Origin of the sequence: Mycobacterium kubicae (assembly GCF_015689175.1) — a bacterium.
In the GTDB taxonomy this organism is placed as follows: domain Bacteria; phylum Actinomycetota; class Actinomycetes; order Mycobacteriales; family Mycobacteriaceae; genus Mycobacterium; species Mycobacterium kubicae.
Map to the genome: position 1 here is coordinate 3,866,678 of NZ_CP065047.1, position 20,383 is coordinate 3,887,060.

At 67.2% G+C, this 20,383-nt stretch carries 17 protein-coding genes; 2 read left to right on the forward strand and 15 right to left on the reverse strand.

Features of this window, described 5'->3' with window-relative positions:
• Complete coding sequence (locus I2456_RS18155; RefSeq protein ID WP_068033538.1) at positions 1–2,043, reverse strand: NAD(+) synthase; 2,043 nt, start codon at positions 2,041–2,043, stop codon at positions 1–3.
• Positions 2,044–2,115: 72 nt separating this feature from the next.
• Between I2456_RS18155 and I2456_RS18160 the strand changes: the two genes are divergently transcribed.
• Positions 2,116–2,961, forward strand: coding sequence for an NAD-dependent protein deacetylase (locus I2456_RS18160; protein WP_085073375.1), 846 nt, complete (start codon positions 2,116–2,118; stop codon positions 2,959–2,961).
• Between the two features lie 9 nt (positions 2,962–2,970).
• On the opposite strand, the gene I2456_RS18165 is transcribed toward I2456_RS18160, so the two are convergent.
• The gene (locus I2456_RS18165; protein WP_163703920.1) at positions 2,971–3,144 is read right to left on the reverse strand and encodes a hypothetical protein; all 174 of its coding nucleotides are present in this window, start codon (positions 3,142–3,144) and stop codon (positions 2,971–2,973) included.
• 218 nt (positions 3,145–3,362) lie between these two features.
• Positions 3,363–4,622 (reverse strand): cytochrome P450, encoded by a 1,260-nt coding sequence (locus I2456_RS18170; protein ID WP_085073376.1) that lies wholly within the window; start codon positions 4,620–4,622, stop codon positions 3,363–3,365.
• Positions 4,623–4,738: 116 nt separating this feature from the next.
• Between I2456_RS18170 and I2456_RS18175 the strand changes: the two genes are divergently transcribed.
• Positions 4,739–5,377, forward strand: a complete 639-nt coding sequence (locus tag I2456_RS18175) for a TetR/AcrR family transcriptional regulator (protein ID WP_085073377.1) — start codon at positions 4,739–4,741, stop codon at positions 5,375–5,377.
• Between the two features lie 4 nt (positions 5,378–5,381).
• Here I2456_RS18175 and proB read toward each other — a convergent pair whose 3' ends face one another.
• From proB to I2456_RS18235, 12 genes are all read right to left on the reverse strand, one after another.
• The gene (gene proB, locus I2456_RS18180) at positions 5,382–6,488 is read right to left on the reverse strand and encodes a glutamate 5-kinase (protein WP_085073378.1); all 1,107 of its coding nucleotides are present in this window, start codon (positions 6,486–6,488) and stop codon (positions 5,382–5,384) included.
• Entirely contained in the window at positions 6,469–7,944 is a 1,476-nt protein-coding gene (obgE, locus tag I2456_RS18185; protein WP_085073379.1) for a GTPase ObgE, read from the reverse strand. The genes proB and obgE overlap by 20 nt, the downstream gene beginning before the upstream one ends.
• Before the next feature lie 54 nt (positions 7,945–7,998).
• Positions 7,999–8,259 (reverse strand): 50S ribosomal protein L27, encoded by a 261-nt coding sequence (gene rpmA, locus I2456_RS18190; protein WP_068033552.1) that lies wholly within the window; start codon positions 8,257–8,259, stop codon positions 7,999–8,001.
• A gap of 47 nt (positions 8,260–8,306) precedes the next feature.
• On the reverse strand, positions 8,307–8,618 hold the full coding sequence (rplU, locus tag I2456_RS18195; protein WP_068156293.1) for a 50S ribosomal protein L21: 312 nt from the start codon (positions 8,616–8,618) through the stop codon (positions 8,307–8,309).
• 204 nt (positions 8,619–8,822) lie between these two features.
• On the reverse strand, positions 8,823–11,813 hold the full coding sequence (rne, locus tag I2456_RS18200) for a ribonuclease E (protein ID WP_085073380.1): 2,991 nt from the start codon (positions 11,811–11,813) through the stop codon (positions 8,823–8,825).
• Between the two features lie 327 nt (positions 11,814–12,140).
• The gene (gene ndk / locus I2456_RS18205; RefSeq protein ID WP_068156309.1) at positions 12,141–12,551 is read right to left on the reverse strand and encodes a nucleoside-diphosphate kinase; all 411 of its coding nucleotides are present in this window, start codon (positions 12,549–12,551) and stop codon (positions 12,141–12,143) included.
• A 51-nt stretch (positions 12,552–12,602) separates the two neighbouring features.
• Complete coding sequence (locus I2456_RS18210; protein WP_085073381.1) at positions 12,603–13,007, reverse strand: DUF4233 domain-containing protein; 405 nt, start codon at positions 13,005–13,007, stop codon at positions 12,603–12,605.
• The gene (folC, locus tag I2456_RS18215; RefSeq protein ID WP_085073382.1) at positions 13,004–14,449 is read right to left on the reverse strand and encodes a bifunctional tetrahydrofolate synthase/dihydrofolate synthase; all 1,446 of its coding nucleotides are present in this window, start codon (positions 14,447–14,449) and stop codon (positions 13,004–13,006) included. The genes I2456_RS18210 and folC overlap by 4 nt, the downstream gene beginning before the upstream one ends.
• Entirely contained in the window at positions 14,446–17,097 is a 2,652-nt protein-coding gene (locus I2456_RS18220) for a valine--tRNA ligase (RefSeq protein ID WP_085073383.1), read from the reverse strand. Before I2456_RS18220 ends, folC begins: the two co-directional genes overlap by 4 nt.
• A gap of 77 nt (positions 17,098–17,174) precedes the next feature.
• Positions 17,175–17,837, reverse strand: a complete 663-nt coding sequence (locus tag I2456_RS18225; RefSeq protein WP_085073384.1) for a LysM peptidoglycan-binding domain-containing protein — start codon at positions 17,835–17,837, stop codon at positions 17,175–17,177.
• 35 nt (positions 17,838–17,872) lie between these two features.
• Positions 17,873–19,129, reverse strand: a complete 1,257-nt coding sequence (locus I2456_RS18230; protein ID WP_085073385.1) for a saccharopine dehydrogenase family protein — start codon at positions 19,127–19,129, stop codon at positions 17,873–17,875.
• Positions 19,130–19,238: 109 nt separating this feature from the next.
• Positions 19,239–19,793, reverse strand: coding sequence for a transglycosylase family protein (locus I2456_RS18235; RefSeq protein WP_068033560.1), 555 nt, complete (start codon positions 19,791–19,793; stop codon positions 19,239–19,241).
• Positions 19,794–20,383 lie beyond the last annotated feature (590 nt).

Below are 20,383 nucleotides of genomic sequence, written 5' to 3' on the forward strand. Positions count from 1 at the left end.
CTACTCCTTGGGGATCTCGCGTTCGATCTCATCGAGCCAGATCCGCGCGGACATGTCCGACGGGGCCCGCCAATCTCCCCGCGGTGAAAGCGACCCGCCATGAGAGACCTTGGGCCCGTTCGGCAATGCCGACCGCTTGAACTGACTGAACGAGTAGAACCGCTGCACGAAGACTTGCAGCCAATGCCGGATCTCTGGCAGTGAGTAGGACGGACGATTGCCCTCGGGGAAACCGGGCGGCCAGTTACCACGGTCGGGGTCGCTCCAGGCGTGCCAGGCCAAAAAGGCGATCTTCGCCGGGCCGAATCCGAAGCGCAACACGTGGAACAGCGAAAAGTCCTGCAGCGCATACGGACCGACCTTCGCCTCGCTGCTCTGCAGTTCCTCTTCCTCACCGGCGGGAACGAGCTCCGGAGTGATCTCGGTGTCGACGACCGATTGCAGCACCTCGGTCACCTCGTCCTCGAACTGCCCGGAGGAGATGACCCAGCGAATCAGATGCTGGATGAGTGTCTTGGGCACACCGCCGTTGACGTTGTAGTGCGACATCTGGTCGCCGACACCGTAAGTCGACCAGCCCAGCGCCAACTCCGACAAGTCACCGGTGCCCAGCACGATGCCACCGCGCTGGTTCGCCAACCGGAACAGATAGTCGGTACGCAGGCCGGCCTGCACGTTCTCGAAGGTGACGTCGTAAACCTTCTCGCCCCGGGCAAACGGATGGCCCATCTCCTTGAGCATCCCGTTGGCGGCTTCGCGGATGTCGATCTCTTCGAAGGTGACGCCGAGGGCGCGCGAGAGCCTGATCGCGTTGTTCTTGGTGTGCTCTCCGGTGGCGAACCCGGGCAGCGTGAAGGCCAGGATGTCGCTGCGCGGACGCTCTTCCCGATCCATCGCCTGCGCCGCCACGATCAATGCGTGCGTCGAGTCCAGTCCGCCGGAGACACCGATGACAATCTTCGGATAGTCCAAGGCGCGCATCCGCTGTTCGAGCCCGGCGACCTGGATTCGGTAGGCCTCGTAGCAATCCTGTTCCAGCCGTTCGCGGTTGGCCGGGACGAAGGGGAATCGCTCGATCTCGCGACGCAATCCGACGTCCCCGTCGGGTGGATCGAGCCGGAACTCGATGCGGCGGAATGCGTCTGACGACAGCCGGTGATGACGGCGGTTATCGTCGAAGGTGCCCATGCGCAGCCGCTCGGCGCGCAGCAAGTCGACGTCGACGTCGGCGACCGACTTGCGTTCCCCTTTGGGGAAGCGTTCGGAGTCGGCCAGTTTTACGCCGTTCTCCCAGATCATCGTCTGGCCATCCCAGGACAGGTCGGTGGTCGACTCACCTTCCCCGGCGGCCGCGTACACGTAGGCCGCCAGGCACCGCGCCGACGCCGAGCGAGCCAGCAGGCAGCGATCCTCGGCCCGACCGATGGTGATCGGGCTGCCGGACAGGTTGGCCAGCACCGTCGCACCGGCCAGGGCAGCCTGCGCGCTCGGCGGCACCGGGACGAACATGTCCTCGCAGATTTCGACGTGCAGCACAAAGCCCGGTATGTCCGACGCGCCGAACAACAAGTCGGGACCGAACGGCGCCTCGATGTCACCGATGCGGATGGTGCCGCGCTCCTCGTCGCCCGGCGCGATCTGGCGACGCTCGTAGAACTCGCGATACGTCGGCAGGTAGGACTTGGGCACCACACCCAGCACCACACCGCGGTGAATGACCACGGCGGTGTTGTAGATACGGTTCCGGTGCCGCAACGGGGCGCCGACGACCAGGATGGGTAGCAGGTCGGCGGACTCGGTGGCCAGGTCGGCAATCGCCTCCTCGACGGCGTCGAGCAGGCTGTCTTGCAGCAGGATGTCCTCGATGGAGTAGCCCGACAGCGTCAGCTCGGGAAACACCGCCAGCGCGACGGCCTCGTCGTGACATTCGCGCGCCAACCCCAGCACCGAGGCCGCGTTGGCCGCCGGGTCGGCGATCGTGGTGGTGTGCGTGCACGCCGCCACGCGCACGAAGCCATGTTGGTAAGCGGAATAGAAACTCATCGCACTCCATTGTCGGGTTGCCCGGACCGGGGTCGGGTGACGGGGTGTCAACAAATGCCTACGCTCGGTTAAGTGGAATCCCCCGAACTCGTCGCACTGCTCACCGGTCGCCGGGTCGCCGTATTGACGGGTGCGGGAATTTCCACAGATTCGGGCATACCCGATTACCGCGGACCTGACTCGCCGCCCAGCAATCCCATGACGATTCGGCAGTTCACGGCCGACCCGGTCTTTCGCCAGCGGTACTGGGCGCGCAACCACGTCGGCTGGCGGCACATGGATGACACCCAGCCCAATGCCGGTCACCGGGCGTTGGCGGTGCTGGAGGCGGCCGGGGTGGTCAGCGGGCTGATCACCCAGAATGTCGACCTGCTGCACACCAAGGCCGGCAGCCACAACGTGGTCAACCTGCACGGCACCTACGCGCAAGTGGCGTGTCTGAACTGTGGTTACACCACCAGTCGCGCCGCCTTGGCCGACCAACTGGAATTGCTCAACCCGGGTTTCATCGAGCGCGCTGAGGCCGTCGGCGGATTAGCGGTCGCACCGGACGCCGACGCGGTCGTCGGCGATACCACCTCGTTCCGGTACGCCGACTGCCCGGCGTGTGGCGGCATGCTCAAGCCCGACATCGTCTACTTCGGCGAAAGCGTGCCCAAAGATCGCGTGGCACAGGCTTTCTCACTGGTGGAGCAGGCCGACGCGCTGCTGGTCGCGGGATCGTCGCTGACCGTCTTCTCCGGCTACCGGTTCGTGCGGCACGCCGCGGGCCTGCACCTGCCGATCGCCATCATCAACCGGGGCCCCACCCGTGGCGACGATCTGGCCACCGTCAAGGTGGACGCCGGCTGCTCGGAGATGCTGACGCTGTTGGCCGCGGAACTGACGGGCGTAACCGGCCGGACATCTGTGCCGTAGCGACGCCCGTCAGCCGTTGGGCCGGGTGCTTCGCAATTCGGCGACGAAATGCCGCCCCTGGTTGTCGACCACCTGCCATGAGTAGGGGCCGATGGTCCGGGGGATGCCGAGCATGTGAATGGCCAGTCGGCCGTCGTGCTCACTGCGGATGCCGTCCACCCGCATGCCGTGTGATGTGGTCAATGCCCACATGGTGTGTTCTCCGTGTTTCGCTTCGTGGCGGTCTGGCCGGGGCCAGTTCTGCTGATGCGACAACCTTTTCGGAGGCGACTGTGCGGATCCTCATCGAATTCTTGAAGGAATCCAAATGCGCCGATGAACGGCTCGAAGCGGCCGACAGACACATCGAAAAGCACAGCACCACAATCTCTGCGCGACCGTACGCTTCTGGCCCTGAGGATTCAAAAAGTGCAGGGCATGCGGCGGATGGCGTGGATGAAGTTGCCCGGGACGTAGGCCGGGTCGCCGGCTTCGATCGTCGGAATCTGGTGCAGCAGTTCACCGAAAAGGGCCCGCAATTGTGCACGTGCCACATGGGCGCCCAGGCAGAAGTGCAGTCCGCCGCCGCCGAACCCGACGTGCGGATTGGGGCTGCGACCCAGATCCAACCGCTCCGGGTGGTCGAATGCCTGCTCGTCGCGGTTGCCGGAGGCATAGAACATCACGACCTTCTCCCCCGCTTGGATGGCCTGGCCGCCTAGCTCGAAATCCGTTGCGGCGGTGCGTCGAAAGGTCATGACGGGGGTGGCCCACCGCACGAACTCTTCCACGGCGGTGCCGATGCGCTCGTCGAAGGCCGCTCGCAACCACTCCCGTTCACGCGGGAAGTCGGTGAGCGCCTTGAGTGCATGACTGGCCGTCTGGCGAGTGGTGTCGTTGCCGGCCACCGCAAGCAGGACGAAGAAAGCTGCCACTTCCGCATCCGACAAGCGATCACCGTCGACCTCGGCGGTCACCAGGCTGCTGAACAGGTCCTCGCCTGGGTTTTGCCGCCGCTGCGCGGCCAGCGATCCGGCCACCTGGTGCAGGTAGATCTGGTTTTCCAGCAGCACCTCGAGCGGATTGCGCCCGTTGAGGTAGATGGAGTCGGCCCAGGACACCAGCGCGTCGGCGGCCTCTGCTACCCGCTGACGCTCCGACTCGGGAATCCCCACCATGTCCGACAGCGTGCGGATGGGCAGTTCCTTGGCGCAGTGCTCGACGAAGTCGGCGCCGCTGCCGGCATCGCGCAGCTCTTCGACGATGCTTTTGGCGTTGCTCTGAATCGACTCCTCGATGCGGCGAACCTGTCTGGGCGTAAAGGCGGCGTGGGCCAATTTGCGCAGCTTGGTGTGCCGTGGCGGGTCCATCGCCAGGAACGACTGTGACGCCTCGAGCAACTCCTCGGGAACGTTGGCGAACATGACGCCCTTGCCGGAGAGGAACACATCGCTGTTGCGGCTGACCGCGACGATGTCCTCGCGCCGGGTGACCGCCCAGTAGCCGGGATCGTCGGGGTCGTGCATGAGATTGTCCTCGACCGGAGGCTGCCAGCTGACCGGCCGCTCGGCGCGCAGGATCGCAAACGAGCGGTCCCGTTCGGCAGCGGTCGTGGACCAGAACGCGCTCGAGGACACGTCGACCGCGTCATATGGACGGGCGGTGGGATACATCGTTGTCATCGCGGCGGTCCTCCCTCGACTATGACCTCGGTCACGCAGCACGACCCTATGACTAGACAGCGTGTCTAGTCAATACGTTGACTGGTCGAGTATGCTGCTGCACGCAAGGAGGTGCGATGCCGTCGGTCACCCGCAAGCCCCAAGCCAACCGCCAGCTGCGCCGGGAGCAGATGGAACGCCGGCTGTTGGAAGCCACCGAGCGGCTGATGCGCGACGGCGCCAGCTTCACCGAGTTGAGCGTGGACCGGTTGGCGACCGAGGCCGGTATTTCGCGCGCCAGTTTCTACATCTATTTCGAAGACAAGGGCGACCTGCTGCGCCGTCTCGCCGGCCAGGTTTTCGGCGATCTGACCTCCGGTGCGCAACGGTGGTGGGGGGTGGCCTGGCGACACGATCCAGAGGATCTCCGAGCCGCGATGTCGGCCATCATCGCCAGCTATCGCCGTCATCAACCGGTGCTGGTCGCGCTCAACGAGATGGCCGCCTACGACCCGGTCACCACCGAGACCTATGGACAGCTGTTGACGGCGGTGTCAGAGCGGTTGACCAAGGTCATCGAGGACGGGCAGGCCGACGGGTCGATCCGCCGCCATCTGCCTGCGGCCACCATGGCCAGCGCGCTGACGTGGATGGTGGAGCGGGCCTGCCAGCAGAACCTGCCTGCGAATCCGCCCGAGTATGACGCGGAGCTGGCCACCTCGCTCACCGAAATCGTCTGGGGCGCTTTGTATCTCAAGCCCGCATCCGCTCAGTGAGCCGCTACACGGCCACCAGGTCGTCGGCGTGCACGGCAGGCCGGCGCAGCTCCCCGGGCAACTCGGAGGTGGACCGGCCCATGATGGCCGCCAGCTCGTTCGCGTCGTAGGCGACGACGCCGCGGGCGACCACTGCCGTGTCCGGCCCGACCAATTCGACCACGTCGCCGCCGAAGAAGCGGCCGGAGACAGCGGTGATTCCCGCGGGCAGCAGGGATCGGCGTTGGCGCAGCACGGCGCGCACCGCGCCGTCGTCCAGCGTCAGAGAGCCGGCGGATTCGGCGGCATAACGCACCCAGAACCGGCGTGCCGACATCCGCTCGGGCCGAGCGGCGAACACCGTGCCCACCGACGCGTCGGTGAGCGCGGACGCGGCATTGGTCGCCGGGGCCAGCAGCACCGGCACTCCGGCGTCGGCGGCCAGCAACGCCGACGACATCTTCGACGCCATCCCGCCGGTGCCTAGATGGCTACCGGCTCCTGCGATCACGCCGTCCAGATCGGCCGGCCCGGACACCTCCGGGATGAATCGCGCCCCAGGAGTCTTGCGCGGGTCGGCGTTGTAGAGCCCGTCGATATCGGACAACAGCACCAAGGCGTCGGCGCCCACCAGGTGGGCCACCAGCGCCGAGAGCCGGTCGTTGTCGCCGAACCGAATTTCGTTGGTGGCCACCGTATCGTTCTCGTTGACGATCGCCACCGCGTGCAAGGACCGCAGCCGGTCCAGGGTCCGCTGGGCGTTGTTGTGCTGCACCCGCATCGAGATATCGTGCGCGGTCAACAACACCTGCCCTACCGTGCGGCCGTATCGGGCGAACGCCGCGCTCCACGAATTCACCAGAGCGACTTGACCCACACTGGCCGCCGCCTGCTTGGTCGCCAGATCCTTTGGGCGGCGGGACAATCCGAGCGGTTCGAGACCGGCGGCGATAGCACCGGAGGACACGATGACCACGTCGGAGCCAGCCTTCATCCGTGCCTCGATGGCCTCGGCGAGCTCGGCCAGCCGGTTGACGTCGAACATGCCCGCCGGGGTGGTCAGCGCCGTGGTCCCTACCTTGACCACCAAGCTGCGCGCGGTCCGGACCGCCTCACGGTGCGGGCTGGTCATCAGGATTTTCTGTGGTCGGACCGATGTTGTGGGACCGGCGTTGACGGCGGGCGGCTTTGCGCTCGGCGGCGCCGATTCGATCGGTGCGCTCCAGGCGGGCATCGGTGCCCCGGCCTGACATTGCGACATGAGCGCCCGCAGGGGTCTGCGGTTCCCAGTCGAACGTCATGTCGCCGATGGTCACCGCGCAACCGGGTCGAGCGCCCAGCCGCAGCAGTTCGTCCTCGACGCCCAGCCGGGCCAGCCGATCCGCGAGGTAGCCGACGGCCTCGTCGTTGTCGAAGTCGGTCTGGCCCACCCAGCGCTCGGGTCGTGCGCCGCTGACCACGAAACCACCGTGCCCATCGGACTCGACCGTGAAGCCGCTGTCATCGACCGGGATCGGGCGGATCACCGGCCGGCGCGCCACCACTTGCGGCTGCGTAGCGCGGTATTCCGTGATCATCTGCCACAGCCCGAAGATCAACGGCTGCAGATTTTCCCGGGTGACTGTGGAGACGATGAAGACGGGCCAGCCGCGCTGTGCGATCTCGTCTTGCACGAACTCGGCCAACTCGCGGGCCTCGGGCACGTCGATCTTGTTGAGTACCACCGCGCGCGGGCGCTCGGCGAGGTCGACCAGGGCCGCATCCCCTTGCAGGGTCGGCGTGTAGGCAGCCAGCTCTGCTTCCAGGGCGTCGATGTCAGAGATCGGGTCGCGGCCCGGGTCGTTGGTGGCGCAGTCCACGACGTGCACCAGAACCGCGCAGCGTTCGATGTGCCGCAGGAAGTCCAGGCCCAGACCGCGGCCCTGGGACGCGCCCGGGATGAGGCCGGGCACATCGGCAACCGTGAAGGAATGCTCGCCCGCCGACACCACCCCGAGGTTGGGCGCCAGCGTGGTGAACGGGTAGTCGGCGATCTTCGGCTTGGCCGCGGAAATCACCGAGACCAGCGACGACTTGCCGGCCGACGGGAAGCCGATCAGTCCGACGTCGGCGACGGTCTTGAGTTCCAGGGTTAGGTCGCGCGCTTCACCTTGCTCGCCCAGCAGGGCGAATCCGGGGGCTTTGCGGGCGCGTGAGGCCAGGGCGGCGTTGCCCAGCCCGCCGCGGCCCCCCGCGGCGGCTTCGAAGCGGGTTCCCGCGCCGACCAGGTCGGCGAGGATCCGGCCGTTCTCGTCCAGCACCACGGTGCCGTCGGGCACCTTGACTTCCAGGTCGGCACCGGCGGCGCCGTCGCGGTTGCTGCCCATCCCCTGCTTGCCGGACGGCGCGGTGATGTGCGGACGGAAGTGAAAGTCAAGCAGGGTGTGCACCTGCGGGTCGACGACGAAGATGACGCTGCCGCCGCGGCCACCGTTACCGCCGTCCGGGCCGCCCAGCGGCTTGAACTTCTCGCGGTGGACCGAAGCGCAGCCGTTTCCGCCCGAACCCGCCCGGGTGTGAATGACGACCCGATCAACGAATCGAGGCATCAGAGTTCCCCTTCACCTACGGCCGAATGTCCAGCGCCGGCCGTATGGCGACGCTCAGTCGGCGCTGGGTCCGACGATGCTGACGGTCTTACGTCCTCGCTTGATGCCGAACTCGACCGCACCGGAAGCCTTCGCGAACAGCGTGTCGTCGCCGCCGCGCCCGACGTTCACGCCGGGGTGGAACTTGGTGCCGCGCTGCCGGACGAGGATTTCGCCGGCTTTGACGATCTGGCCGCCGAACCGCTTGACGCCCAGCCGCTGTGCGGCGGAGTCGCGGCCGTTACGCGAGCTGGAAGCGCCCTTTTTGTGTGCCATGTCTCTGGTCTCCGCTCAGTGGTGTCTGTTCTTCGCCGGCCGGCTCGTCACGCGATGTCAGTGACCCTCAGGACCGTCAGCTGCTGACGGTGGCCCTGCCGCTTGTGGTAGCCGGTCTTGTTCTTGAACTTGTGGATACGGATCTTGGGACCCTTGGTGTGCTCGAGGATCTCGCCGGTCACCGCGACGTTGGCCAGGGCAGCGGCGTCGGTGGTGACGTTGGCGCCGTCGACTACCAGCGCCACCGGCAGGGACACCTGCGCACCGGGCTCGGACTCGAGCTTCTCGACCTTGACCACGTCTCCGACGGCGACCTTGTACTGCTTGCCGCCGGTCTTGACGATTGCGTAGGTCGCCATCGTTGCTCCTGCCTAACTCTTCTGGGCCGCTGTTCGGCGCGTGGCGCGCGAACTCCCGCGGTGCGGTGGTGGGTCTTGGGCGCGGGCCTGAGCTGGTTCTTTGGCTGAAACCCGCTGACGCCGGCCGAACTGGGCGGCCTGACGACAACTGTCCAAGGGTACTTGACCAGCGGCTACAGGGTCAAACCGGCCCACAACTGGGGGTTAGTCCGGGTGGATCGGCGGCCCCGCGGGGCGGCCCGCCGCGCGTCGGCGCCGCGGACGGCCGCCGGCCGAGCTGACGGGCACCGCCGAAGCGAGCGGTTCCTGCCCCGCGTCGGTGTCTTCGTCGGCGCCTTGGTCGTCGGCGTGTGCGTGGTCGCTTGCGTCGTCGGACTGCGAGTCGTCGTCTTCGGCGTCGGAGACGGAGTCGAGTTCGTCGATGTCGTCCTCGTCCTCTGCGTCTTCGTCGTCGTCGGCGTCGTCGTCCTCGTCGTCGTCGTCGATGTCCTCGTCTTCGAGTTCGTCGAGGTCCTCGTCCTCGTCGTCGAGTTCGTCGGCGTCGTCGTCTTCGTCTTCGTCGGTGTCGTCGTCCGAGTCGTCTTCGCTGTCCTCGGTGTCGTCGAAGTCGCTGTCTTCGGTGTCCTCGAGGTCGGCCGCGGCCCGCGGTTGGGTCTGCTCGTCGGTCTCGGCGGTGAGTTCCTCGTCGGAGTCACCGGATTCCTCGTCGTCATCCCGATCGGCCGCGGCGGCCATCGCCTTGAACATCGGATGTTCGCCCGGAGCGTGCGCCGGGACCTTGGCGACCACGCCCTTGTCAGCGGGTTCTTCGGCGCGGTTCTTCTTCGACCGCCGGTTGCGGCGATTGCCGGTCTCGGACTTGCGACCGGTCGACGGCGCCGAATCAACCGGGTCGGCGTGCAGCAGGATGCCGCGGCCCCCGCAGTTCGGGCAGGAGGAGGAGAACGCCTCGATCAATCCGGTGCCCAACCGCTTGCGGGTCAGCTGCACCAAGCCCAGCGACGTCACCTCGGAGACCTGGTGGCGGGTGCGGTCCCGGGCCAGCGCCTCGGTGAGCCGGCGCAACACCAGGTCGCGGTTGGATTCGAGCACCATGTCGATGAAGTCGATGACCACGATGCCGCCGATGTCACGCAGCCGCAGCTGACGCACGATCTCCTCGGCCGCCTCGAGGTTGTTCTTGGTGACCGTCTGCTCCAGATTGCCGCCGGCGCCGGTGAACTTCCCGGTGTTGACGTCGATGACCGTCATGGCCTCGGTGCGGTCGATCACCAGCGTGCCGCCCGACGGCAGCCACACTTTCCGGTCCATCGCCTTGGCGAGTTGCTCGTCGATGCGGTGCACCGCGAACACGTCCGGCCCGGTCTGTCCTTCCGGCCCGACCGCAGGCTCGTACTTCGTCAGCTTCGAAACAAGGTCCGGCGCAACAGAATTCACGTAGTCATTGATCGTCGTCCACGCCTCGTCGCCGGACACCACCAGACCGGCGAAGTCCTCGTTGAACAGGTCGCGGATGACCTTGACCAGCACATCGGGCTCTTCGTAGAGCGCCACCGCGGCGCCTGCTGCCTTCTGCTTGATTTCGGCCGCCTTGGCCTCGATCTGCTTCCAGCGTTCCTGTAGCCGCGTGACGTCACCGCGGATGTCGTCCTCTTTGACGCCTTCGGACGCCGTGCGGATGATGACGCCGGCGTCCGACGGCACCACCTCACGCAGGATCTCTTTGAGCCGCTGGCGTTCGGTGTCGGGCAGCTTGCGGCTGATGCCGGTGGACGACGCGCCGGGCACATAGACCAGGTAGCGACCGGCCAGCGAGACCTGCGTGGTCAGCCGGGCGCCCTTGTGCCCGACCGGGTCCTTGCTGACCTGCACGACGACGTAGTCGCCGGGTTTGAGGGCTTGTTCGATCTTGCGGTCGGTACCGCCGAGTCCGGCGGCCTCCCAGTTGACTTCGCCGGCGTACAGGACACCGTTGCGGCCGCGACCGATGTCGACGAATGCCGCTTCCATGGACGGCAACACATTTTGGACGATGCCCAGGTAGATGTTGCCGACCAGCGAGGCCGAGGCTGCCGAGGTGACGAAGTGTTCGACGACGATGCCGTCTTCCAGGACCGCTATCTGGGTGTAGCGCGCACCCGGGTGCGGCGGCTCGGTGCGGACCCGGTCGCGCACCACCATGACCCGTTCGACGGCCTCGCGGCGCGCGAGGAATTCGGCTTCGGTCAGTACCGGCGGGCGGCGCCGGCCGGCGTCACGCCCGTCGCGGCGACGCTGTCGTTTGGCCTCCAGACGAGTCGAGCCGTCGATGCCCTTGATCTCGTTGCCCCCGGAGTCGTCACCGCCTCCGGATTTGCCGTTGCGTGGGGGCCGCTCGTGCACGACGGTGTTAGGCGGGTCATCCGGCGCCGGACCGTCCTCGTTGTCGTCAGCGGAGCCCGTTTTCCGCCGCCGCCGACGGCGACGGCGTCGGCTGCCGGCGTCGGCTGAACCGTTCTCGTCGTCGCCAGTGTCGTCGGAGTCGTCCGAGTCGTCGGAGTCGTCGGAATCTTGGCCATCGGTGGCATCAGAGCCGGCATCAGAGTCGACACCGTCGGCGGCACGCTTTTCACCATCGCCGTTGTCCGTGCCCTGGCCTTCGGACTGGCCATCGGGTCCGCCTTGCTCGCCGCGGCCGCGACCCCGGCCGCGCCGGCCCCGACGCCGCCGCTTGCCGGCCGGCCGGTCGGCCTGTTCGTCGTCGTCGTCGCCGTCCTGGCCCTCTGCGTCGTCACCGGGGTCGTCACCGGAGTCGTCGTCGGAATCGTCGTCGGCCGAGTCGTCGTCGACCGGCGCGGTCACGGGTTGGGGTGCGACGAACAACGGCATGTAGTGCGGCCGCTCGACCGCGGTCTCGAGCATCAGCCGGGATTCCGGCTCGTCCGGCGGATCCGCGGCGGGGCTGGGCGCGGTGTCGGCGTCGGACGAGTCGGAGGGCTGGGCGGCCAGCAGATCCCGGACCCGGACCGCGTCGACGTGGTCGACGCTGGAGTGGGCGCTGCGGATCCGGCCGTCGAGCGCGGTCAGCGCGTCGAGCACCCGTCTGCTGGTGGTGCCCAGCGTCCGGGCCAGCGAGTGGACTCTTAGCCGGTCCGGCAGGTCCTGTCGCTGTGTCGGTTCATTTGCTGAGTCTGATGGTGGGGCACCGTCTACCACGTATTCTCCTCAAGCCCCCGGGCGCGTCGTGTCGACGCGGCCACGCGAGGGCTTCGCTATGTGCCCGGGTCTCTTTCTCCCGAGCTTGTGATGGTCTCGCTCCGAGCGGCTCAGGGCGAACCCACTCGGTGCCGTACTGAATGCCGGCTTGACATGCCGCGTCGCATCCATGAAGTGGCGATGGTCGCGCTTGTCTAAGTCTTCATTCGAGTGTCCGACGCCGGTACGACGACGTTCACCCGCAGTCAGTATCCCACATCAGTTCGCAAGCTCGGTCGCCCCTGACCCGAGCGGCGCCCGAAGCACCCGAGATTGCCAGCCGGGGCGCTACCCGCCTGGGAACCAGAGCGCGATTTCCCGCTCGGCCGATTCCGGTGAGTCCGAGCCGTGCACCAGGTTGAACTGCGTCTCCAACCCGAAGTCGCCCCGGATGGTGCCGGGTGTGGCTTTGTCCACCGGGTCGGTCCCGCCGGCCAGCTGACGAAACGCCGTGATCGCCCGCGGGCCGGTCACGATGGCGGCCACTACCGGGGCGGAGGTGATGAATTCGAGCAGTGATCCGAAGAAGGGCTTGCCTTCGTGTTCGGCGTAATGACGGCTGGCCAGCTCCTCATCGACGGTTCTGAGCTGCAGCGCCGCGATGGTGAGGCCCTTTCGCTCGATACGGCTGATTATCTCGCCAATCAGTTGGCGTTGCACGCCGTCGGGCTTGATCAATACGAGGGTCCGCTCGGTCACGCTGCCCAACATAGAGTGCCGACGGGCTGATGCCCAAAACGCGATCGGTCGTCAGGCGCCGGGCGGCACGCCGCGGTCTTGGCGCCGCCGTACCTCGGCGCGGAAGTAGGCGATGAGCGCCCATAACGCCGTGAACAAGACGCCGATGAACCCCACCCCCGGGTAGACCGCAAAACCGGCCAACAGCAGCAGTTGCGCACCCAGATTCACCCAGATCGCCCACGGCTTGCGCTGCACGCCCGCCAGCAGGATCAGCAGCACGGCCAGGCCGATCAGATACCCCAGCGATGGCCCGCTCAGGCCGCCGCCCACCGCCCCTACCACCGGTATGGCCAGCAGCACCACGATCGCTTCCAGGATCAAGGTGGCGGCCATGACGGCGCCGAAACTCTTCCACGGGTCGGGCGCCGCGGCCTGATCCCCGGGCGCGGGCTGTGGGTGCGGATCGTCGGTCATTGCGGATCCCTGCCGAACAGGCTGCGAGCGGCGCCGGCGGTGACGACGGAGCCGGTGACGACTATCCCGGTACCCGACAAGGCCTCCCCTTCGGCGGCCGCGGCGTCGTCGACCAGCGCGGTAGCGGCGTCTATCGCGTCGCGCAGATTCTCCGTGGTGATCACCCGGTCCGGCCCGAACCGTTCTTGGGCCACCAGCGCCAGCGACTGGACGTCCAGCGCTCGCGGTGACCCGTTGTGGGTGACGACGACTGAGTCGAACACCGGCTCGAGCGCCGCCAGGATGCCGTCCACGTCCTTGTCGGCCAGCACGCTGATGATCCCGACCAAGTAGCGGAAATCGAATTCGTCGGTCAGCGACTGCGCCAAGGCGGCCGCTCCGGCAGGGTTGTGGGCGGCGTCGATGAACACCGTGGGAGCGCTGCGCATACGTTCCAGCCGGCCCGGACTGGCGACGGCGGCGAATCCGGCACGCACCGCTTCGACGTCGAGTTGCCGCTGGGCGCCGGCGCCGAAGAAGGCTTCGACGGCCGCGAGCGCGACGACCGCGTTGTGCGCCTGGTGTTCCCCGTGCAGCGGCAGGTAGATGTCTGAGTAGACCCCGCCCAGGCCCTGCAGCTGCAGCACCTGGCCGCCGATGGCGACTTGGCGCCCCAGGACGGCGAATTCGGAATCTTCGCGGGCGACCGCGGCATCGGCGCGTACCGCTTGAGCCAACAGCACTTCCATGGCCTCGGGCACCTGGCGGGCGATGACCGTGACGGTGTCGGGTGCACCTTCGGCGGCCTGGTGGATGATGCCCGCTTTCTCACCGGCGATGCCGGCGATGTCGTCGCCGAGATATTCGACATGGTCGACGCTGACCGGGGTGATGACGGCCACCGGCGCGTTGATCACGTTGGTGGCGTCCCAGCGCCCGCCCATGCCGACCTCGACGATGGCGACGTCGACGGGCGCGTCGGCGAAGGCGGCGAACGCCATCGCGGTCAGCACCTCGAACTTGCTCATGGCGGGCCCGCCGGCGGCCTGCGACTGCTCGTCGACCATGTGGACGAACGGCTCGATTTCACGGTAGGTCGCGACGTATTGGCCCGGGCTGATCGGTTTCCCGTCGATCGAGATGCGTTCCACCGCCGACTGCAGGTGCGGGCTGGTGGTGCGGCCGGTGCGCTGGTGGAACGTCGTGATCAGCGCGTCGACCATCCGCGCGACGGAGGTCTTGCCGTTGGTCCCGGCGATGTGGATCGAGGGGTAGTTGAGCTGCGGAGACCCGAGCAGGTCCATCAGCGCGCTGATCCGCGTCAGGCTCGGCTCGATCTTGGTCTCGGGCCAGCGCTGGTCCAGCAGGTGTTCCACCTGCAGCAACGAGGCGATCTCGTCGGGCGTAGGCGTCACCTCGACCGCCGGTGGGTCATCGGACCAATCGGATTGCTCGAAACTCATTGCAGCGCCGCCAGTCTGGCGGTGATCCGCTCGTTTTCCTCCTGCGCGAGTCGTTGCCGGTCGCGGATCTTGTTGACCACGGTCTCGGGGGCCTTGGCCAGGAAGTCGGCGTTGGCCAGTTTGGCGGCCGTGGACGCCATCTCCTTTTGCGCGGCGGCCAGATCCTTTTCGAGGCGGCGGCGTTCGGCGGCCACATCGATGGTGCCCGAGGTGTCCAGTTCGACGACGACCGTCGCCCGGCTGAGCCGGACTTCCAATGACACCGAGGGCCGGAAGTCCGCACCGGCGGCGGTGAGCCACGCCAGCGATGTGACCGCGGGCACCTCGGTGTGCAGATCGGCGTCGTCGATACCGGCCAGCCGTGCGGGCACCTTCTGCCGGTCGGCCAGGCCTTGATCGCTGCGGAAGCGACGAATTTCGGTGACCAGCTTCTGCATGTCGGCGATGCGTTGTGCGGCAACCTGATCCAACTCGATGCCAGATGATTGCGGCCACTCGGCGACGACCAGTGATTCTTGCCCGGTCAGCGCCTGCCACAGCGCCTCGGTCAGGAACGGGATGACCGGGTGCAGCAGCCGCAACAGCGTGTCCAGGCCGGCAGCGAGCACGGCGGTGGTGTGGGTGAGCCCGTTGGTGAGTTGTGTTTTGGCCAATTCCACGTACCAGTCGCAGAATTCGTCCCAGGCGAAGTGATAGAGCGCTTCGCAGGCTCGGCTGAACTCGTATCCGTCGAACGCCGAATCGACTTCGGCGCGAACCTCTTCCAGCCGGCCCAGGATCCAGCGATCGGCGTCGGTCAGTTCGGTCAACGGCGGCAACGGCGCCAGGCGAGCACCGTTCATCAGCGCGTACCGCGTGGCGTTGAACAGCTTGGTGCCGAAGTTGCGGGACGCCCGGACGTGGTCCTCACCGACGGCGAGGTCACCGCCGGGGCTGGCGCCGCGGGCCAAGGTGAAGCGCAGTGCATCGGCGCCGAACTTGTCCATCCAGTCCAGGGGATCCACGACGTTGCCCTTGGACTTACTCATCTTGCGCCCGGATTCATCGCGGATGAGCCCGTGCAGGAACACGTCGGTGAACGGCACCTGCGGACCGCGGCGGCCGTCGAGGGTGATCGCGTCGTCGTTGCCGACGAAGGTGCCGAACATCATCATCCGCGCGACCCAGAAGAACAGGATGTCGTAGCCGGTGACCAAAACGCTTGTCGGGTAGAACTTTTCCAGCGCCGTGGTCTTCTCCGGCCAACCCAACGTGGAAAACGGCCACAGCGCAGAGGAAAACCAGGTATCCAACACGTCGGGATCCTGCTCCCACCCCGGCGGTGGGGTCTCGTCCGGGCCGACACAGACCTGCTCGCCATCGGGCCCGTACCAGATGGGAATGCGGTGCCCCCACCACAGTTGTCGGGAGATGCACCAGTCGTGCATGTCGTCGACCCAGCCGAACCAGCGTGGCTCCAGGCTGGCGGGGTGAATGACGGTGTCTCCGTTGCGGACCGCATCGCCGGCGGCCTTGGCCAGCGACTCCACCCGCACCCACCACTGCAGGGAGAGCCGCGGCTCGATCGGCTCGCCGCTGCGTTCGGAGTGCCCCACACTGTGTAGGTAGGGACGCTTCTCCGCCACGACGCGGCCTTGCGCCGCCAGTGCCTCGCGCACCGCGACCCGGGCCTCGAAACGGTCCATGCCGTCGAATTGCGTTCCGGTGTCGGTGATGCGCCCCTTGGTGTCCAAGATCGAGGGCATCGGCAGCTGGTGGCGCATGCCGATCTCGAAGTCGTTCGGATCGTGGGCCGGAGTGACTTTCACCGCGCCGGTGCCGAATTCGGGATCGACGTGTTTGTCGGCGACGATGATCAGTTCCCGGTCCACGAACGGATGCGGCAACGTGGTGCCGACCAGATGGCGGTAGCGCTCGTCGTCGGGATGCACCGCGATAGCGGTGTCGCCGAGCATCGTCTCGACGCGTGTCGTGGCCACCACGATGTGCGGCTCGGCGTCGTCCAGGGAGCCGTACCGGAAGGACACCAGCTCGCCCTCGATGTCGAGGTAGTTGACCTCGAGGTCGGAGATCGCCGTCTCCAGCACCGGCGACCAGTTGACCAGCCGTTCGGCCCGATAGATCAGTCCGGCGTCATAAAGCCTTTTGAAGATTGTCCGCACCGCCCGGGACAGGCCTTCGTCCATGGTGAACCGGTCGCGGCTCCAGTCCACGCCGTCGCCGAGCCGGCGCATCTGGCCACCGATCGCACCGCCGGACTCCCGCTTCCAGTCCCAGACTTTGTCGACGAACAGGTCGCGGCCGAAGTCTTCTTTGGTCTTGCCGTCCACCGCAAGCTGCTTCTCGACCACGCTTTGGGTGGCAATACCGGCGTGGTCCATGCCCGGCTGCCACAGCACCTCGTAGCCCTGCATGCGCTTGCGGCGGGTCAAGGCGTCCATCATGGTGTGCTCCAGCGCGTGCCCCATGTGCAGGCTGCCGGTGACATTCGGCGGCGGCAGCACGATGCAGTAGCCCGGCTTGGCGCTGTTCGGGTCCGCGGTGAAGTAGCCGGCGTCCAGCCACTTCTGGTAGATCGCGTCCTCCATCGCAGCCGGATCCCACGACTTGGGCAGCTGGTCATCGGCGGGTTGGGGGGTTGCGGTCACCGGTCAATTCTAGGAATTGACCGGTGACCGCGTGACATCGCCTAAACGCGCAGGTCAGCGCCGCGCGGTCGGGGTGATCACGGAATGGTGAGGACTTGGCCGGGGTAGATCAGGTCAGGGTTGGGGATGCCACTGGCGTCGGCGATGGCCTGGTATTTGCTGCCGTCGCCGTAGAAGCGTTCGGCGATGGCCCACAGGGTGTCGCCGGATTCGACGGTGTAGGTCTGCGCGGGGGCGGCTTCGGGTGCCGGCTCCGGCGCGGGAGGCATCTGCTCGTCGGCACCGCCGACCGGCCCGGACGCCGGTTCTGGCGCGGCTTCCGCGACGGGTTCCTCGGTGGCGGTGGTCACCTCGGCGGGCGGCGCCTCGGCGGGCGGGGCCTCGGCAGCCGGTGGCGGCGGTACTTCACCCTCGGTGTGCGATGCCCACGCGGCGGTGCCGTCTGCGGCGTAAAGCACGAGGTTGCCGTCGTCTTGTAGGACGAGCCTGACGTTCTTCTTGCCCTTGGTGTCGCTGTGCCAGACCGGTTTGTCCGGGGTGTAGAGGACGAAGTTGCCGTCCCGCTGCACTTCGGCGCGAACGACGTCTTGACCGTTGGTGGCGCTGGCCCAGCGGGGTTCGCCCCGAGCGGACAACACCAGGTTGCCGTCGTCCTGCAGGGTGAGGAAGAAGGCTCCGTTGCTGGAGACCAGAGATTCCCCCCGCGAAAGCTGCTGTCCTTCGGTGAGCGTGTCTGCCATGCGCTGTCCTCTCGGTGATCGGTGCGACCGTCGGCTCAGTTGAGCCGCTCGGTCTGCAGGGATACCCCCGCAGCGGGCAACCGCTGCAGTAATGCGTCACCCATTGCCGCCGCCGGCGTCAGCACACCGCGCAGCTCGGACAGCTTGTCGCCGTCGAACGCCAGGGCCAGGGCGCATTCCCCCAGCAGCACCGCGGTCGCCTTGTAGCCGGGGTCACCGCGCTGCGCCATGCGGGTCACGTAGCGGGCGCCGGTGGTCGTGGTGGTGTAGGTCTCGATCTTGTAATAGCCGCGCTCCCGGGTCGCCTCGCTCGGCCCGCTGCCCGGCTTCGGCATGACGCGGTCGACCAGACCCCGCGGTAGCAGCCGGAAGTAGCGGCTGCCTAGCGCCAACATGGCGTTGCTCACCCCGTTGAAGACCGCTGAAGCGACCGGGGCCACGGGCGAGGAACCCAAACTCATGTGTTCGCTGTAGCGGAATTCTCGGCCGTAAGCCCAGTCCAGCAATGCGTTGCTACGCCGCACGATGCGAGTGTTCGTCGGCGCCATACCGAAGCCTGCCGTCCATACACCGGTCAGCTCGGGCGCGAGCTGACCGCCGCGACGCCACGGCAGATCCGGCTGGGCGCCGAGGTCGGGTTCGGCGGCCCGGTCGGTGCTCAACGTGTAGGGATCGGCGAGCTGACGTCGCGCCTCGGGGTCACGGGAGGCGGTGTCGAGCACTTCGAGCAGGGAGGCGAGAGTGCCGCCGGAGAGCCCGCCGGCCATGGAACGCACGACGAAGTTGGTGTCGGTCAGCTCGCCGGTGCCGTCGCGTCGGGCCGCTTGATACAACGCGTACACGCTCAGGTCCGACGGGACGGAATCGAATCCGCAACTGTGCACGATCCGGGCTCCAGTGTCGGCGGCCTGCTTGTGGAATTGGTCGATGCTGTCGCGGACGAATGGCGGCTCGCCGGTCAAATCGGCATAGTCGGTGCCGGCGGCGGCGCACGCTTCCACTAGGGGCAGGCCGTAGCGGGTGTAGGGCCCAACCGTCGTGACGACGACCTTGGTCCGGGCGGCCATCTCGTGCAGCGTGGCTGGGGCAGCGGCGTCGGCCTCCACCACCGGCCAGGACTGAGCCGACCCGGGCAACGTCTTACGCACGGCGAGCAGGCGCTCACTGGACCGGCCGGCTAGCGCGATTCGCGCGTCTGCAGCCGTCCTGGCCAGGTAGTCGGCGGTGAGCTTCCCGACAAAGCCGGTCGCGCCATACAAGACAACATCGAATTCGCGCGGCGTTGCGGTCACCCGCGCGACGCTACCCCACGGTTGTGGGATGCCGCCGGGACCGGACAGGCCCGCTCAACGACGAAGTGCCGGGCCCGAAGGCCCGGCACTTGTCGTAAGTGGCTGACTATCAGCCGCGTCGGCCGCAGACCGGCCACGCGCCGATGCCCTGCGAGTGCAGCACGTTCTCGGCCACCCGGATCTGCTCCTCCCGGCTGGCACCGGCCGCCGAGCCGGAGCCACCGTTGGCACGCCAGGTGCTCGAGGTGAACTGCAAGCCACCGGCGTAGCCGTTACCGGTGCTGATGCCCCAGTTACCACCCGACTCGCACTGGGCGATGGCGTCCCAGTTGACGCTGTACGCCTTGACCGGCTTCGGCGCCGGAGGCACCTCGGGCGGCGGCGGCTGGTCGGGGTCGAATCCGGCCGGTGCCGGCGCGGGAGCCGGGGGCACGTCCTCGGGCGCATCCGCTGCCGGCGGCGGCGGCATGTTCGGGTCGAACGCGACCAGTTCCGGAGCGTCGGCGGGCGGCGCATCTGGCGCCGGCGCCATGTTCGGGTCAAAGCCCACGGTGTCGGGCGCAGCGTTGGGATCGGCTGGATCCGCGCTGGCGATACCCGACGGCAGAGTCACGAGCGTCCCTGTGATCGCGGCGACAACAAGCGTCTTACGGACGTTCTTCAAACTTTGTTCCTTTCGCGGTGCGCGCGCGCCGAAGCTACCCACCGGAGTGGGTAGGAGTGCATCTGCTTGTGGAAGGTGCTGTTTCAGGACGTGCCGTCTCGGTTCGGCACGACAGCGGAGGGCTTCATCTGCCTGGCGCGGCCGGTGGCCACTGCCTGCGGGGCGGCTAATCGATCGGCCGTCCCACTCCGCTCGCACGCGGGTCCGTGGATTCCTTTTTCGGTTATTTCTTGCCAGCCCCTGGGGCTAAAAGGGACCGTACGATAACGATTTGGATCCGTCATCTTCACCGGCTCACCGATATCGGTTCGATCACGGGCGGATCACGACCCCGCCCCACAATGGTTGCTGCAGGTCAGCTGTGAATTTGCGGTCGACCTCCGAAGGTGCCCATCCGAAGTTAATCGTGAGCCGAATCACGGCGATATTGTGAGCTGGCACACCAGATTGCTGCGTGTGAGTCCGGCGGGACCGGGTAGCCATCGGCGCCGGCACAGCGGTGATCCACTTCATAGCGGCGCATTCGAGCGGCGTCGATCACACCATCCCGGCCAGTGAAGGACGCTGAGACAGTAAGTGGGACAGGGAAG

Excerpts from the sequence above, each read along its gene's own strand:
- obgE (WP_085073379.1), bottom strand. The coding sequence starts at position 7,944 with ATGCCTCGATTCGTTGATCGGGTCGTCATTCACACCCGGGCGGGTTCG.
- I2456_RS18170 (WP_085073376.1), bottom strand. The coding sequence starts at position 4,622 with ATGACAACGATGTATCCCACCGCCCGTCCATATGACGCGGTCGACGTG.
- folC (WP_085073382.1), bottom strand. The coding sequence starts at position 14,449 with ATGAGTTTCGAGCAATCCGATTGGTCCGATGACCCACCGGCGGTCGAG.
- rpmA (WP_068033552.1), bottom strand. The coding sequence starts at position 8,259 with ATGGCACACAAAAAGGGCGCTTCCAGCTCGCGTAACGGCCGCGACTCC.
- proB (WP_085073378.1), bottom strand. The coding sequence starts at position 6,488 with ATGACCAGCCCGCACCGTGAGGCGGTCCGGACCGCGCGCAGCTTGGTG.
- I2456_RS18155 (WP_068033538.1), bottom strand. The coding sequence starts at position 2,043 with ATGAGTTTCTATTCCGCTTACCAACATGGCTTCGTGCGCGTGGCGGCG.
- I2456_RS18175 (WP_085073377.1), top strand. The coding sequence starts at position 4,739 with ATGCCGTCGGTCACCCGCAAGCCCCAAGCCAACCGCCAGCTGCGCCGG.
- I2456_RS18210 (WP_085073381.1), bottom strand. The coding sequence starts at position 13,007 with ATGACCGACGATCCGCACCCACAGCCCGCGCCCGGGGATCAGGCCGCG.
- I2456_RS18225 (WP_085073384.1), bottom strand. The coding sequence starts at position 17,837 with ATGGCAGACACGCTCACCGAAGGACAGCAGCTTTCGCGGGGGGAATCT.
- rplU (WP_068156293.1), bottom strand. The coding sequence starts at position 8,618 with ATGGCGACCTACGCAATCGTCAAGACCGGCGGCAAGCAGTACAAGGTC.